At 65.5% G+C, this 15,470-nt stretch carries 10 protein-coding genes; 3 read left to right on the top strand and 7 right to left on the bottom strand.

Annotated elements, in window-relative coordinates:
- Nucleotides 1–45: 45 nt before the first annotated feature.
- From Q0P60_RS00865 to Q0P60_RS00845, 5 genes are all read right to left on the bottom strand, one after another.
- A complete protein-coding gene (locus Q0P60_RS00865) occupies nt 46–849 on the bottom strand; it encodes a glycosyltransferase family 9 protein (protein ID WP_294987308.1) in 804 nt (267 codons plus the stop codon).
- Nucleotides 846–3,914 (bottom strand): calcium-binding protein, encoded by a 3,069-nt coding sequence (locus Q0P60_RS00860; protein WP_294987306.1) that lies wholly within the window; start codon nt 3,912–3,914, stop codon nt 846–848. The genes Q0P60_RS00865 and Q0P60_RS00860 overlap by 4 nt, the downstream gene beginning before the upstream one ends.
- 262 nt (nt 3,915–4,176) lie before the next feature.
- Nucleotides 4,177–5,598 carry an HlyD family type I secretion periplasmic adaptor subunit gene (locus Q0P60_RS00855; RefSeq protein WP_294987305.1) on the bottom strand — a complete coding sequence of 474 codons (1,422 nt, stop codon included), beginning with the start codon at nt 5,596–5,598 and terminating at the stop codon, nt 4,177–4,179.
- Nucleotides 5,595–7,757, bottom strand: coding sequence for a type I secretion system permease/ATPase (locus Q0P60_RS00850; RefSeq protein WP_294987303.1), 2,163 nt, complete (start codon nt 7,755–7,757; stop codon nt 5,595–5,597). Before Q0P60_RS00850 ends, Q0P60_RS00855 begins: the two co-directional genes overlap by 4 nt.
- Before the next feature lie 268 nt (nt 7,758–8,025).
- On the bottom strand, nt 8,026–8,604 hold the full coding sequence (locus Q0P60_RS00845; RefSeq protein WP_294987302.1) for a single-stranded DNA-binding protein: 579 nt from the start codon (nt 8,602–8,604) through the stop codon (nt 8,026–8,028).
- A 292-nt stretch (nt 8,605–8,896) separates the two neighbouring features.
- Here Q0P60_RS00845 and Q0P60_RS00840 point away from each other — a divergent pair, with 292 nt between their 5' ends.
- The 3 genes from Q0P60_RS00840 (at nt 8,897) to Q0P60_RS00830 (ending at nt 14,550) form a co-directional block, all read left to right on the top strand.
- Nucleotides 8,897–9,928, top strand: coding sequence for a LacI family DNA-binding transcriptional regulator (locus Q0P60_RS00840; RefSeq protein WP_294987300.1), 1,032 nt, complete (start codon nt 8,897–8,899; stop codon nt 9,926–9,928).
- A gap of 122 nt (nt 9,929–10,050) precedes the next feature.
- A complete protein-coding gene (locus Q0P60_RS00835) occupies nt 10,051–10,953 on the top strand; it encodes an ABC transporter ATP-binding protein (protein ID WP_294987298.1) in 903 nt (300 codons plus the stop codon).
- A gap of 12 nt (nt 10,954–10,965) precedes the next feature.
- On the top strand, nt 10,966–14,550 hold the full coding sequence (locus tag Q0P60_RS00830; RefSeq protein ID WP_294987296.1) for an ABC transporter permease subunit: 3,585 nt from the start codon (nt 10,966–10,968) through the stop codon (nt 14,548–14,550).
- 76 nt (nt 14,551–14,626) lie between these two features.
- Here Q0P60_RS00830 and Q0P60_RS00825 read toward each other — a convergent pair whose 3' ends face one another.
- Together Q0P60_RS00825 and Q0P60_RS00820 are read right to left on the bottom strand one after the other, a co-directional pair.
- Nucleotides 14,627–14,920: a hypothetical protein gene (locus Q0P60_RS00825; protein ID WP_294987294.1), complete on the bottom strand. Its 294-nt coding sequence runs from the start codon at nt 14,918–14,920 to the stop codon at nt 14,627–14,629.
- Nucleotides 14,917–15,381, bottom strand: a complete 465-nt coding sequence (locus Q0P60_RS00820) for a GNAT family N-acetyltransferase (protein ID WP_294987292.1) — start codon at nt 15,379–15,381, stop codon at nt 14,917–14,919. The genes Q0P60_RS00825 and Q0P60_RS00820 overlap by 4 nt, the downstream gene beginning before the upstream one ends.
- Nucleotides 15,382–15,470 lie beyond the last annotated feature (89 nt).

The following is a 15,470-nucleotide window of genomic DNA, read 5'->3' as shown; positions in this document are numbered from 1 at the left end:
CTCCGTCGGCTCCTTCTCCAGTTATCCAGGGGTGCGCAGAACAGTTTAGGGCGCGGCGCGATCCTGCCTCTGCCGTCCAAGCCCGGACAGCAGGCCATCAATTCTTTCGCAGACCGCATCTGCCCGCAGCGACGCCATGTCCGGTGCACTCGCACAGAAATCGCGTTGCCAGTACGGACCATACTCGGCAGCAGAGGTCGGGCCATACAACCCCACCACCGGCACGCCCAGGGCATCGGCCATATGCACGCAGCCCGTATCCGGACTGACCACGATGTCGGCACGGGTCAGCAGTGCCGGCCAGGTTGTCGGCGAATCCATGCCGACCAGCACGCGATCTGCGGCTGCGCCAATCTGTGAGACAAGCGCCGCCGAAGACCTGGGGCCAATCAGGGCGATCCGGTATCCACGCCCGCGCAGGTGCGCCGCCACCTGCTGCCAACCCTGCGCGTGCCAGCGCTTGGGCGGATGGTCCGCCCAAGGGCTGAGCAATGCCCAGCCCGGTCCCGGCAAGGCGCCGTGTGCCTGCGCCAGGCCACGCACCGGGATCGCCATCCGCTCAGGCTCCACGCCAGCACCGAGCGTGGCCAGCCAGCCATCGGTTCGGTGCTCGCCGCTCCGCCACACCGGCAACAGCGTGCGTGCCGCCGGCGGACCGTTGTGCCGGAACAGCAGGGGCAGCGCCGACACCGCGGCAAAGTGCCGCGGCTGCAGCCCCGATATAACCGGCGTGGCGAAGCGTCGCACTGCGGCAATCGCCGGCAGCGCCATCAGCAGGTCACCGAGGTGCAGTCCTCCCAACGGGAACACCACCGACTCCGGGGTCGCCGACACGGGCGGCGGGCTCATCGCAGCAGCGTGTGCACGGCGAACAGCTGCGTACCTGCTTCGGAGCGGTCCGCATGTGGCTGCAGGAAACGGCCGCTGTCGGCAGCCGACGTTGCCATCGCAGCGACCAGCTGACCGACCTCGGCGCCCTGCGCGGAAGCCTGCACCGGCAATGCCGAAACGATGCCGGGAGCATCCCATACCGTGCCATCGGCAAACCAGATTTCATCCAGTGCGGTGGGCCAGTCACCTTCCACGGCAGGCAGGAAGTCAACCAGGGTTACGCTGTCGTTGCCACCGTCGAGGGTGAGCACCACATCCCTGCCACTCCTGCTGAGCGTGACGTCGCTTGCGGCAATGCCTGTCCCCATCTGCAGGACATCCCAGAAGGCACCGTCCGGATCCTGGCTGATGATGCGGTCATGCCCGCTGCCACGCGCGAATACAAAGATGTCGTTGCCTTCGCCGCCATCCAGGATGTCGTTGCCGGTACCGCCATCCAGCACGTCATCTCCGGCACCGCCCTCCAGGGTGTCAGCACCGGCATTGCCGTACAACTGGTCGTTGCCGTCCAGTCCCTGGATCAGATCATTGAGTGCGGTGCCGTACAGATACTGATCGCTGGCGTCGCCGGGCAGCTGCATCTGCAGCAGATCAGACTGCATCCAGCGCGTCCCATCGGCAAACACCACCTCCTGGACCTGATTACCCGGGCCGAAGAAGTTCTGCAATGTTACCGAGTCGCCGTTGGCATGCTGGAGCACCAGATCATCCAGGCGGCTCGACACGCGGATATCCTGGACCGCCACACTGGTGCCGAAGACAACCCGGTCGATATCCGACGCGGTATCACCTGCCGCACTGTTGTCGATGATGTCGGAGCCCCAGCCGAGGTCGAAGCGGTAGGTATCGCTGCCGCGGCCCCCCACCAGCACATCATGACCGGCTCCGCCGACCAGCGTATCGTCGCCATCGTGCCCATACAGCCAGTCGTTCCCGCCACCGGCATCGAGCAGGTCGGCGAGCGCTCCGCCATGCATCGTCTGGGCTGCAGATGTCCCGACCTGCTGAGCCTGGTAGAGATCGGCCAGCGTCCAGATGCTGCCATCACTGAACTGCACTTCATCGATCTGGCGATCCTGTCCCACCGCATCGACGAAGAAGCCACTCACCGTCACCCGGTCCGCCGTGGCCTTGTGCCGAAGCACCAGGTCATGCCCGGAACTGGATACCTCCACGTCTTCCGCGCGGATACCGCCAACGAACACGATACGATCCGTATCCAGTCCATCGGCATGCACGTCAAGGTTGAGGATGACATCCTGCCCCCATCCGGGCGCGAACACGTAGGTGTCGTTGCCGGTTCCACCGTCAAGGGTATCGTTGCCACGGCCGCCTTCCAGGAGGTCATCGCCGGCGCCGCCGTTCAAGATGTCATTGCCATCCAGGCCAAGGAGATAGTCATTCGCAAGGCCCCCAGCCAGCGTGTCCGCTAGGCCACTGCCGCGATGCTCGAGCAGGGCCAGCTCGCGCATCTGCGCGACTTCCAGCACGCTGCCATCAGCGAAGCGCAAGCGCGACAGGGCCCCGCCATTGAACGCATTCTCGACGAAGATGCTGTCCGCGCTGCCGATCACATCGATTCGCAGCGCGTCGTCCTGCCGCACGAAGGCGAGTTCGGCGCGCCCCAGTCCCACGCCCAGCTCGAGCACATCCAGCCCCTCCGAGCCGGCAGCGCTGATGGTGTCTGCCCCGTCTCCACGCGCAAAGACATAGGTATTGGTGCCCGCCCCGCCTGACAGGCGATCATTGCCTGTACCACCAACCAGTCGGTCATCACCGTCACCACCGTCAAGTTCGTCGTCGCCGCTGCCCCCCTTCAGGAGGTCGTTGCCGGTCCCGCCGCGCAGGACATCGTGGCCGGACCCGCCAATGAGTTCGTCATCGCCACCGCCTCCCTCCAGCGTGTCATTTCCACCGCCACCATCCAGCACATCGGCGAGCTCGGTGCCGATCATCAGCTGGGCCGTATCATTGGGTGTCAGCACACGCTGGCGAAGCTCGGCTGCGTTCCAGTAGGTGCCATCGGCAAACCTCACACCGTCGATGCCTTCCACGCCCGGCTCGGATGCGACGTAGAAATTCCGGACGCGGATGCTGTCCGTTGTATTGCCCGCCAGCTTCAGCAGAAGGTCGTCAGCTTCGCGGAACAGCAGAACGCTGGAGGCCAGGATTCCATTGCCGAACTCGATGAAATCAAGGTCGGCCGCGTTGCCCGATGCAGGCTCATCGATCTCGTCGGCACCGAAGCCGGTTTCGAAACGATAGGTATCGCTGCCATCCCCCCCCGAAAGGCGATCGGCGCCACTACCACCGATGAGAACGTCGTCTCCGCTGTCCCCATAGAGGTCGTCGTCGCCAGAGCCTCCATGAAGGACGTCATTGCCGTCGCGTCCTTGGAGTAAGTCGTTGCCATCATCCCCCCAGAGGCTGTCGTCGCCTCCATTTCCGATCAACCAATCATTGCCACCGCCGCCATGTATCACATCGTCGCCTTCAGTGCCGTGAAGCACCTGATCGGCTGCCGTTGGCCTCATTGCCCAATCGTAAAGCTGACTCGCCGTCAACACGATGCCGTCAGCAAAACGAAACTCTTGTATCGGATATGCAGCATCAAGAGAAAAGTCCGACAGAAGAAGGCTGTTGCCAAATGCTTCAAGCATCAGGCCTCCGTCCTCGAACCTGAAGCTGAAGGCGGACAGCACCAGGGTGCCGGTGAACTCAACCACATCGCTGCCAGACTGCCCCCGTGATTCGATCACGTCGTTGCCGAAGCCGTTATCGAAACGATAGACATCGTCCCCCTCATCGCCACTCAGAAAGTCGTCGCCTGGACCACCTATCAGTAGATCGTTTCCCGTACCACCAAAGAGATGATCCCCGGCGTAGCCGCCCAGCAGAACGTCGTTACCTCCCCGTCCATACAGAAGGTCGTAACCATCCAGTCCCTCGAGAACATCGTCATCTTCTGTTCCGTAAAGATTGTCAAAGCTGTCGGTTCCGACGATGTGGTTCGGTTCGCTCATGACTCAGTTCCTGGAGGGGATACAGAAGGGGTAGCGACCAGGATCATCCCGGCGGCACATAGGGTCCGGGACCCTGCTCCAACGTCAGGGTTCCCACTACCCGTATCCCGGCAAGCGTCACAGGGTTTAGCCCTCGCCTCAGCCCAGCCGCAGCAGACCTCGCGCTTGTTGCGTGACCGGCCCTGGCCTGCCAATCGGAGCCGGCGTGCAGAGATCGCCCGCTGCCGACATTTACCTCGTCGGTGCCGCCATATGAACGAGACTACCGCTCACGCATCGCTTCGCCCGCATGCTGGCGCAACGGGCTCAACAGGTAGTCGATCACCCGTCGCCTGCCGGTCTTGATCTCGGCATTCAGGTTCATGCCAGCGGTCATCCGCACGCGGATGCCATCAATCTCCAGCGTTGCGCTGTCCAGACGTATCCGCACCGGAAACACCAGGCCCAGCTTTTCGTCCTGCAAGGCATCATGCGACACGCTCACCACCCTGCCCGTCAGGTATCCATAGCGTGTGTACGGGAAGCTCTCGACTTTCACAGTCACCGGCTGGCCATTGCGGACAAAGCCGACATCCTTGTTGAGGATGCTGGCCTCCACTTCCAGCGCTTCCCCGCTGGGCACCACGGCCAACAGCGGCTGCGCCGGAGTGACAACACCGCCCACGGTATGCACGGCCAACTGCTGTACGGTGCCATCGACCGGGGCGCGCAGGATCTTCTGCTGGTCACGCTGGCCCGTGCGCGAGACTTCGGGCGTCATCTGGCCGACCTGCTCCTGCGCGGCGCGCAGGCCGTCCAGCGTCTGTTGGCGGAAATCCGCCATCAGTACGCGCAGCTCTTCCTCGGCAGCCTGCTGGGCGGACCGGATCTCCCGCAGGCGGTTGCGTTGCGCCAGCAGGTCACGCTCGCCCGCGATGCGCTCCTGCTCACGAAGCAGATAGTCATGGCGGCCGACATAGTTGCCTTCCAGCAGGCGGCGATAGTCATCCGCCCGCAACGTGGAGATCCGTGCCGACTCCGCCAATGGCTTGACTGCGGCCTGGACGGTTTCCCATTCGGCGCGACGCTGTGAGATCACAGCCTGCAGATTATGCCGCTTGGCCTGCAATGCCTCGTACTGGCTGCGTGCCAGCATCTGCTCGGCCAGGACGCGGTCGGCCGGCAGGTCCGGCTCCGCACGGATCACTGGCACTTCACCCGCCTGCACGGCCATGTCCAGTGCCCGCAGGCGCATCGCGGTCATCCGTGCATTCAGCAAGGCGTCGCCGGATTTGACCACATCGGCCGCCGTTGCGGTCGGGTCAAGCTCGATCAGCACCTGCCCGGCCTTCACCACCTGCCCGTCGCGCACCAGGATTCGCCGCACCACGCCGGTTTCCACCGGCTGCACCACCTTGGTACGCGAGTCGATGACGGTCCTGCCGGGTGCTACCGCGACGATATCGAGCTTGCCGAGGGTGGCCCAGAGCAACGCCACGCAGAACAGCGCCATGATGATGCGCAGGGTCCAGCGTGCGGCCGGCGAGGTCGGCGTTTCGACCAGCTCCAGGTGCGCAGGCAGAAACGCACGCTCATCGGCATCGCGCGGCAGCGGATCCAGTGCGTGGCGATTGCGCCAGGCCGCCTTGAATACAGCAATGTAACGTGAGGCGAAATCACGCAGTCCGTCGCGGATGTGCTTCATGCGGCCCCCTGCTGCAGGCGGTGCAGCTGGGCATAGTGGCCACCGGCCCCGGCCAGCAGCTCATCATGGGTTCCACTTTCGACAATGCGGCCGCGATCGACCACGACGATGCGGTTGGCCCTGCGCACGGTGGACAGGCGATGGGCGATGATGATGACGGTGCGACCCTTGCAGATCTCGCGCATGTTGGCCATCACCGCATGTTCGGACTCGTAGTCGAGCGCGCTGGTCGCTTCGTCCAGGATCAGGATGCGCGGATCGGTGATGAGCGCACGCGCGATCGCCACCCGCTGCCGCTGTCCGCCCGACAGGCCGGCGCCGTGCTCGCCCACCCGGGTGTCATAGCCTTCGGGCAGGGCCGAGATGAACTCGTGCGCGCCGGCCAGGGTTGCCGCCTGGATCACCCGATCCAGCGGCATGCCGGGATCGCTCAGCGCGATGTTGTCGCGCACGCTGCGGTTGAACAGGAAATTCTCCTGCAGCACCACGCCCAGCTGCCGTCGCAGCCAGGCAGGGTCGGCCAGGGCCAGGTCATGCCCATCCACCAGCACACGGCCGCGCTCGGGCGTGTACAGGCGCTGGACCAGCTTGGTCAATGTGCTCTTGCCTGAGCCGGAACGCCCGACGATGCCGATGACCTGCCCGGCCGGGATGTGCAGGTCAATGCCAGCCAGGATCTCGGGTGTATCCGTTCGATAGCGGAATCCGACCTGTTCAAACGTGATGTCACCCCGGATCGGCGGCAGTGCCATGCGGCTGCCCGGCAGTTCGGTACGCGTGTTGAGAATGTCGCCCAGACGCTGGACCGAGATGCCGACCTGCTGGAACTCCTGCCACAACTGTGCCAGCCGGATGATCGGTGCAGCCACCTGCCCGGACAGCATGTTGAACGCGATCAGCTGGCCCAGTGACAGCCTGCCGTCGATCACCAGCTTCGCGCCCCAGAACAGGATGGCGACACTGACCAGCTTCTGCACCAGCTGCACGCTCTGTTGGCCAACAGTGGCAATCCGGGTGACCGCGAAACCGGCATTCACATAGCCGGCCAACTGGTTGTCCCAGGTGCGCGTCACCCGCGGATCGACCGCGCTGGCCTTGACCGTACCGATACCGCTGATCGTCTCGACAAGGAAGGACTGGTTGTCGGCGCCGCGTGCGAACTTCTCGTCCAGCCGCTTGCGCAGCACCGGCGTGATGCCGGCGGAAATCAGCGCGTAGACCGGCAGTGACATCACCACGATCAGTGTCAGCAAACCGCTGTAGTAGAACATCACGGCGAGGAAGACCATGGTAAAGAACAGGTCGAGTACCGATGTCAGGGCCTGCCCGGTCAGGAAACTGCGTATGTTCTCCAGTTCGCGCACGCGGGCGATGGTGTCACCCACGCGGCGGGACTCGAAATAGGCCAGCGGCAATGCCAGCACATGGCGGAACAGGCGCGCACCAAGTTCGACATCGATCTTGCTGGTGGTATGGGCGAACACATAGGTACGCAGTCCGCTCAGGACGACGTCGAATACGGCGATCGACACCAGGCCGATCGCGATCACGTCCAGCGTGGTCAGGCCTTGATGCACCAGCACCTTGTCCATCACCACCTGGTAGAACAGGGGCGTTACCAGGGCAAACAGCTGGATGAAGAAGGAGACGACAAAGACCTCCAGAAGCATCTTCCGGTACTTGATGACTGCAGGAATGAACCAGCTGAAATCAAAGCGGGCCAGTTCGCCAAGCACCGACGCCCGCGAGGCCACCTGCAGAAGTCGCCCCCGATAGCGCTGCTGCAGCGCGGGCATGTCGATGGTGCGTGGACGCCGCTGGGTGAGGTCATGGATCAGCACCTGGTCGCCGGTGATCCGGGCAATGATGAAGGCGTCGCCGTTGTCACCCAGTGCCAGCGCCGGAAGACTGGTCAGCGCCAGGCGAGCCAGCGCTGTCGAACTCACTCTGGCCTTCAGGCCCAGCTTGCGCGCGGCGAGGACCAGCGTCGTCTCGTCCATTGCCGCACTGCCCACTCCAGCATCATGCGCCAGCTGACCCGCGTCAGCGGCGATGCCATGGAATTGAGCAAGCAGCACCAGCCCCCGCAGTGCAAGGTCCTGGTGTTCGTGCGCCCCTTCGTCCCCCGGCACCGAAGGTGCCGCGTCTCCCTGTGGCATAACGTTCCCGTGCGCTGCTTCCGTTGAGCGCATCCCCGGAGCGGGAGATTGGGGGGGGCCAATGCCCTTGTCAAGAGTGTTCAGGAGGGCGGAATCCAGCTGCTGCCGAAGCCACCGTTGAAGCGGGATCGAGCATCCTGCGGAAGGCCGTCAAGCGATACGCGCGAGTGCCCAACGGGTTTCCATCAACGCACTGCGGGCACAAAAATGGCAGGGAACCGGAGTTCCCTGCCATCGGGTAGATCTACAAGCAGAACCGGATCGTGGTTTAGAACGGAATATCGTCGTCAGCAAAATCGTCCATCGGCGGCGCCGACTGCTGCGGCTGCGGGCGCTGGTTGCCACCCTGGTTGCCGTAGCCACCGCCCTGGTTGCCGCCCTGGTTGCCATAGCCACCGCCCTGGCCACCACGCTGGCCGCCGCCACCGCCGCCGTACTCCTGGCGCGGAGCCTGCTGGCGCTGCGGGCGATCGCCGCCGTAGTTGCCGCCACCGCCACCGCCACCGCCTTCACCGCGGCCGCCCAGCATCTGCATCTCATCGGCGACGATGTCAGTGGAGTACTTCTCCACGCCGTCCTGGCCGGTGTACTTGTCGTAGCGCAGGCTGCCTTCGACGTAGACCGAGCTACCCTTGCGCAGGTACTCGCCGGCAATCTCGCCGAGCTTGCCGAAGAACACCACGCGGTGCCATTCGGTACGTTCCTGCTGGTTGCCATCCTTGTCCTTGCGGACGCTGGTGGTGGCCAGGCTGATGCGGGTGATCGCCATGCCGCTCTGGGTGTACTTCACGTCCGGGTCGTTGCCGAGGTTGCCGACCAGGATGACTTTGTTGATGCCGCGCGCCATAGGTACCTTCGTTCGTTGTCCAGGGGCAGACCAGCAGTGATAGCACAGCCCCGGGCGGGGGTGCAGCACGCTGGGGCGCCCCTGTTGAAATTTGGGGGAATGCGAGAACGAAACATCTTAGCATTGCGGCCGCCATCCGCCCGATCAGAACAGCCCTGCCCGGCCGAAGGATCGGACTCATTTCCTTTGCAGGCAATGACTTACCTTCGCCCTGGCGCAGGCCTGGCGGGGCATTGGCGTCAGCCCGTGGCATCATGCCCGAGCCCCCTCCTCGCTGCCCACTCGCGTTCCCATGACGATCAAAGGCAAAGCCACCTCCCTGGACATCGCCCACCTGGCCGGGGTCTCCCAGCCGACGGTGTCGCGGGCGCTGCGAGGCAGCCCGATGGTCAATGCCGAGACCCGTGAGCGGATCCTGCGCATCGCCCGCGAGCTGAACTACAAGGTCGACAAGAACGCCTCCAGCCTGCGCCTGCGCAACGCCGGCACCCTGGCCCTGCTGTTCTTCGAAGACCCGACCAACGACGACTCGCTGATCAACCCGTTCTTCCACTCGATGCTGGGCTCGATCACCCGGGCCTGCGCGCTGCATGGGCAGGACCTGCTGGTTTCGTTCCAGCAGCTGTCGACCGACTGGCAGGCCGATTACGAGGACAGCAACAAGGCCGACGGCATCATCCTGCTCGGTTATGGCGACTACCACGAATCGCGCGACCGCCTGCAGCGGCTGGTCGAACAGGGCACGCACTTCGTGCGCTGGGGCGCCGCCCTGCCCGGCCAGCCCGGCGTGTCGATCGGCAGCGACAACTTCCAGGGCGGGCATGACATCACCACCCACCTGCTGCACCAGGGCTGCCGTCGCATCGCCTTCCTTGGCCATGCCTCCAGCCATTACCCCGAGTTCCAGGAGCGCTACCGTGGCCATGTCGCCGCCCTGCACGACCACGGCGTGGCCGCACTGCCGGCGCTGCAGCACGATGCGATCACCACCGAAGCCTCCGGGCAGGAGGCCTGCCAGGCCCTGCTGGCACGTGGCGAACCGATCGATGCGATCTGCGCGGCCAGCGACCTGATCGCGATCGGCGCGATGCGTGCGCTGCGCGAAGCCGGGCTGCGGGTGCCCCAGGACGTGGCGGTGACCGGCTTCGACGACATCCCGCTGGCGGCCTCGGTGTCACCTGCATTGACCACCGTGCAGCAGGACACCAAGCAGGCTGGGCAGCTGCTGGTGGAACGCCTGCTGGCCTTGATCGGCAGGCAGCCGGTGCAGAGCCAGAGCATTCCAGTGAAGCTGGTGGCGCGCGAGTCATCGCTGCGCGGCTAGGGGCCAACACGCGCCTGCCAACGTGCAAGGGCGGCCGTCCCCCACCATGACCAACGGCGGATGCGGACCGGCACCGATGCGCGGATAACGCGCAGACACGTCCATGGAAAGGTGTACGTCGCATGCTGAAGATCGATTCGCTGTCCAAGACATACGCCAACGGCGTGCACGCTCTCAACAACGTCAGCCTGGATGTTCCGCGCGGCATGTTCGGCCTGCTCGGCCCGAACGGTGCCGGCAAATCTTCGCTGATGCGCACGCTGTCGACCCTGCAGGAGGCCGACAGTGGCTCGGCCACGCTCAGCATTCCCGGCGAGGCGCCGATCGACGTGCTGCGCGATAAGGATGCGGTGCGCCGCCGGCTGGGCTACCTGCCGCAGGATTTCGGAGTCTATCCGAAGGTCAGCGCGCTGGACCTGCTGGAGCACTTCGCCGTGCTGAAGGGCCTGACCCAGCGCGCGCAGCGCCGCGAGGTGGTCGATGGGCTGCTGCAGCAGGTGAACCTGTGGGACGCGCGCAAGCGCAGGCTCGGCACCTTCTCCGGCGGCATGCGCCAGCGCTTCGGCATCGCCCAGGCGTTGCTGGGCGACCCGCGGCTGGTGATCGTCGACGAACCCACCGCCGGCCTCGACCCCGAGGAGCGCAACCGCTTCCTCAACCTGCTGGCGGCGATCGGCGAGAACGTGGCGGTGATCCTGTCCACCCACATCGTCGAGGACGTCACCGACCTGTGCCCGACCATGGCGATCATGAACAAGGGCCAGGTGCTGCTGACCGGCCGTCCCGCCGACGCCATCGACGCCCTGCAGCAACAAGTGTGGCGCAAGCAGGTGGAACCCTCGGAACTGGCCGACCATGAAGCGCGCTACGTGGTGCTGTCCACCCGCCTGGTCGGCGGCCGCCCGGTGATCCACGTGCACAGCGCCAGCGACCCCGGCGACGGCTTCGCCGCCGTGGCTCCCGACCTCGAGGACGTGTACTTCCAGCGCCTGCGCCTGCAGGCCCGTGCCCGCGCGGCAGCCTGAGCGGAGCCCGTCATGATCCTCGACTTCTTCCGTTTCGAGCTGCGCGAGCAGCTGCGTTCCCCGCTGCTGTGGCTGCTGGCCGGGCTGTTCGCCCTGCTCGCCTTCGCCGCCGCTTCCAGCGACGTGGTGCAGATCGGCGGCGGCAGCGGCAATGTGCACAGCAACGCGCCCACCGTGATCGCCCAGATGCTGGGCATCTTCACCCTGCTCGGCATGCTGGTCACCGCGTTGTTCGTCAGCAATGCGCTGCTGCGTGACTTCGAACTCGGCACCGCCGAGCTGATTTTCGCCAGCCCGGTGAAGCGCCGCGACTACCTGGCAGGACGCATCGCCGCCGCCCTGGCCGCCGGAGTGCTGGTCTATGTGCTGATCGCACTCGGGCTGTGGCTGGCGCCGTTCATGCCGTGGGTCGACCCCGAACGCATGGGCCCGATCAGCTGGCAGGGCTACGCCTGGACGTTCGCGGTCATCGTCATTCCCAACCTGCTGTTCACCACCGCGCTGCTGTCGCTGCTGGCCGCGTTGACCCGTTCGATCCTGTGGGTCTATATCGGCCTGGTCGCCTACCTGGTGCTGTACGGCGTCAGTTCGGCGCTGCTGCGTGACATCGACAACACCTGGATCGCGGTCCTGGCCGAGCCGCTGGGCATGCGCGCGTTGGCCCGGACCATCCGCTACTGGTCCACCGCTGAACGCAACAGCGGGATTCCCGCGCTGACCGGCTACCTGCTGGCCAACCGGGCGCTGTGGCTGGGCATGGCCGCGGTGCTGTTCGCCGCCACCTTCGCCCTGTTCCGCACCGAGCGCAGCGGCAGTGGCCGTCGTCGATGGGGGCGCCGGCAGGCACTGCCCGTGGCCGATGCCGCTATCCATCGCCCGGCCCGCGCGGGGCTGCCGCGCGTGGTTCCGGCGTTTACCCCCACCACCGCGTGGCAGCAGTTCCTGCGCCAGGTCCGCTTCGATACGCGCGGGGTGCTGCGCAGTGTCCCGTTCATCGTGCTGCTGGTACTCGGCCTGGCCAACTTCGTGCCCAGCGCACTGTTCCGGCAGACGCTCTACGGCACCCCGATCTGGCCGGTCACCTCACAGATGATCATGGGCCTGCAGGGTGCCTTCAGCTGGCTGCTGGTGATCATCGTGCTGTTCTTCGCCGGTGAACTGGTCTGGAAGGAACGCGCGGCGCGCATCAATGAAGTCACCGACGCCATGCCGGTCCCGAACTGGGTACCGCTGCTGGCCAAGTTCACCGCCCTGCTGGCGGTGATCGCCTGCTTCCAGGCCGCCGGTGCGCTGGCGGCGATGGGCGTGCAGCTGGCCAAGGGCTATACCCACCTGGAGCCGATGCTGTACCTGCGCAGCCTGGCGCTGGATTCGGTGGTTTACATCCTGATGGGCGGGCTGGCGCTGGTGCTGCAGGTGCTGACCAACAACAAGTTCATCGGCTATGCGCTGCTGATCGTGGTGATGATCGGCCAGGGGGTGCTGGGCCTGCTGGACTACACGCAGAACCTGTACAACTTCGGCAGCTGGCCCAACGCCCCCTATTCGGACATGAACGGCTACGGCCACTTCCTGCCCGGGCAGCTGGCCTTCCAGGGCTACTGGGCGCTGTTCCTGCTGGCGCTGATGTGCGTGGCCTCCGCATTCTGGGTGCGCGGTGTCAGCCAGGGCCTGCGCCAGCGCCTGGCCCTGGCCGGGCGTCGCCTGCGCGGTCCCACCGGCGTCTTCGCCGGGTTGGCAGCGCTGGCCTTCGTCGGGCTGGGCGGCTGGCTGTACTGGAGCACCAACATCCGCAACGAGTTCATCCCGCCCGACCGGCAGCTGGACCTGCAGGCCCGCTACGAGCGGGAACTGTCGAAGTACCGCAACCTGCCGCAGCCGCGCATCGTGGCGGTGGACAACCGCGTGGACCTGTTCCCGGAATCACAGTCGATGGTGATCGATGCGGACTGGACGGTACGCAACACCCATGCCACGCCGATCCAGGACGTGCACCTGTCGATGGCCGATGACAAGCAGCTGGTCGCCGTCGACCTCGGTGGGCAGACCCTGGCGATGCACGATGCCGATCTCGGCTACCGCATCTACCGCCTGCAGAAGCCACTGCAACCGGGCGAAACCCGCGGCATCCATTTCCGTGTCGTGCAGAAGCCCAACGGCATCACCGCTGGCCAGGCGCCGAGCAACATCGTCGACAACGGTACGTTCTTCAACAGCAACGTGCTGCCCTCGTTCGGCTACAACGAGGGCGCCGAGATCCGCGACCGCAACGAGCGCCGCAAGCGCGACCTCGGTGAGCCGCGGCGCATGCCCAGGCTTGAAGATGAAGCGGCGCGGGCCAACACCTACATTTCCCACGATGCCGACTGGCTCGACTTCCGCACCACGGTCTGCACCGCACCGGACCAGGTCGCGCTGGCCCCGGGCTACCTGCAGCACGAGACCACGGTGAACGGGCGACGCTGCTTCAGCTACGCGATGGACCGGCCAATGCTGGACTTCTACGCCTACCTGTCGGCGCGCTGGCAGGTACGCAGGGCGAAGTACAAGGACATCCCGATCGAGGTCTACTTCGACCCGGCGCACGCTTACAACGTCGACCGCATGATCGAAGCGGTGCAGAAGTCTCTGGCCTACTACGAAGCCAACTTCACCCCCTACCAGCACCGCCAGGTGCGCATCATCGAGTTCCCGGGCTACGCCCGCTTCGCCCAGTCGTTCGCCAACACCATCCCCTACTCCGAGGCCATCGGCTTCATCGCCGATCTGCGCGACCCGGACAAGGTGGACTATGTGTTCTACGTGACCGCGCACGAGATCGCGCACCAGTGGTGGGCACACCAGGTGATCGGTGCCAACGTGCAGGGCGCCACCCTGCTGTCCGAATCGCTGTCGCAGTACTCGGCGCTGATGGTGATGGAGCAGGAGTACGGTCGCCAGCACATGCGGCAGTTCCTCAAGCGCGAACTGGACGGCTACCTGTCCGGTCGTGGCGGCGAAGCGATCGAGGAGCAGCCGCTGGAGCGCGTGGAGAACCAGCAGTACATCCACTACCAGAAGGGCTCTCTGGCGTTCTACCGGCTGCGCGAGGAGATCGGCGAGCAGGCCCTGAACCACGCCTTGAAGCGCTTCCTGCAGGACAAGGGCTACCAGCAGCCGCCGTACACCTCCTCACGCGAGCTGCTCGGCTACCTCCGTGCCGAGACGCCGGCCGACCGCCAGCAGCTGGTCACCGACCTGTTCGAGAAGATCAGTTTCTACGACAACCGGGTGATGGCCGCCAGCGCCCGCAAGCGCGATGACGGCCGCTACGACGTGACCCTGGACCTGCACGCCGCCAAGCAGTACGCCGATGGCAAGGGCAAGGAGAGCGACGGCACGATGGATGACTGGATCGAGGTCGGCGTGTTCGCCAACGGGCCGTCGGGCAAGGAGCGCGACCAGAAGGTGCTGTACCTGCAACGGCATCACATCACCAGCGCCACGCCGAAGATCACGGTGACCGTGGATGAAACGCCGGACGAAGCCGGCTTCGATCCGTACAACAAGCTGATCGACCGGGTGAGCGATGACAACCGGCGCAAGGTGACGATGTGACGCCAGCCGGGCATGGCCCGGCTCCAGGGGAGTGCCGAGCCGGGCTCGGCACTCCCTCCTCAACCGGTACACGGGCTCAGCGCAGCGCCGCCTTCGGCCCCAGCAGCGCCAACAGTGCGAAGACCACGATCGAGGCGACGGTGCCGAGTGCCGCCGGCAGTCCGAACGCCCACGCCGAGCGGCCCAGCTGCCGCGCCCACTGCGCCAGGTGCCAGGCCGCGCCCAGGTTGATCAGCCAGGCCAGGGCGAACGCCGGCCACAGCACCATGCCCACTGCGCGCAGCAGGGGCATGGACACCAGCGCCGCGGCAATGGCCGCGACCAGGAAGATCAGGGCGGAGCGGGAATGGCGCACGGTGTGCATGCTCATGCGGAGAGCCCGCGCACCATCACCAGCACGCGATAGCCGTGACTGTCCGCTTCGTGCAGTGCTTTCCAGCCAAGCCGCGCATACAGTCCACCTTCCAGCGCTTCGGTCTGCAGGTGCAGTTCGGACACCCCCATCCGCACCGCCTGTGCCGCCGCCTGTTCCACCAGCCCGCTGGCCAGCCCGCGGCCCCGGTGATGGTCGGCCACGAATACGCTGCCCAGCCAGTGTTCGTACTGCGGGAAGGCCTGCATCTCGCGGCGCTTGAGCTGCACTGCACCGACCAACTGGCCGCCATCGAAGGCGGCGATCAGGTGCGGAAAGCCATCGGCATCCTGCGGCGCGTTCAGGCGCTGCAGTTCCTGCTCCAGCGACAGGCCGGCGTCCCTACCCCATTGCGCGTGATACCACTGCGCCAGCTGCAGTCGTTCCGGCGCTTCGGCGGACAATCCCCTGAATTCCATGGCAGCGCCTTGATCCCGTTGTTGACCAAGGGGATCACGTACGGCGCCCGAAGGGAAGCTCTGTGTGGCGTCGCGCCGCGCTCGGCGGA

This window comes from uncultured Stenotrophomonas sp. (assembly GCF_945952405.1).
Classification (GTDB): Bacteria; Pseudomonadota; Gammaproteobacteria; order Xanthomonadales; family Xanthomonadaceae; genus Stenotrophomonas.
The sequence above is the reverse complement of the archived record's forward strand: the minus strand, read 5'-3'. Positions and strand labels throughout refer to the sequence as shown.

What these genes read in the sequence shown, in the direction of transcription:
- Q0P60_RS00865 (WP_294987308.1), bottom strand. Translation starts at nt 849, where the DNA reads ATGAGCCCGCCGCCCGTGTCGGCGACCCCGGAGTCGGTGGTGTTCCCG.
- Q0P60_RS00860 (WP_294987306.1), bottom strand. Translation starts at nt 3,914, where the DNA reads ATGAGCGAACCGAACCACATCGTCGGAACCGACAGCTTTGACAATCTT.
- Q0P60_RS00855 (WP_294987305.1), bottom strand. Translation starts at nt 5,598, where the DNA reads ATGAAGCACATCCGCGACGGACTGCGTGATTTCGCCTCACGTTACATT.
- Q0P60_RS00850 (WP_294987303.1), bottom strand. Translation starts at nt 7,757, where the DNA reads ATGCCACAGGGAGACGCGGCACCTTCGGTGCCGGGGGACGAAGGGGCG.
- Q0P60_RS00845 (WP_294987302.1), bottom strand. Translation starts at nt 8,604, where the DNA reads ATGGCGCGCGGCATCAACAAAGTCATCCTGGTCGGCAACCTCGGCAAC.
- Q0P60_RS00840 (WP_294987300.1), top strand. Translation starts at nt 8,897, where the DNA reads ATGACGATCAAAGGCAAAGCCACCTCCCTGGACATCGCCCACCTGGCC.
- Q0P60_RS00835 (WP_294987298.1), top strand. Translation starts at nt 10,051, where the DNA reads ATGCTGAAGATCGATTCGCTGTCCAAGACATACGCCAACGGCGTGCAC.
- Q0P60_RS00830 (WP_294987296.1), top strand. Translation starts at nt 10,966, where the DNA reads ATGATCCTCGACTTCTTCCGTTTCGAGCTGCGCGAGCAGCTGCGTTCC.
- Q0P60_RS00825 (WP_294987294.1), bottom strand. Translation starts at nt 14,920, where the DNA reads ATGAGCATGCACACCGTGCGCCATTCCCGCTCCGCCCTGATCTTCCTG.
- Q0P60_RS00820 (WP_294987292.1), bottom strand. Translation starts at nt 15,381, where the DNA reads ATGGAATTCAGGGGATTGTCCGCCGAAGCGCCGGAACGACTGCAGCTG.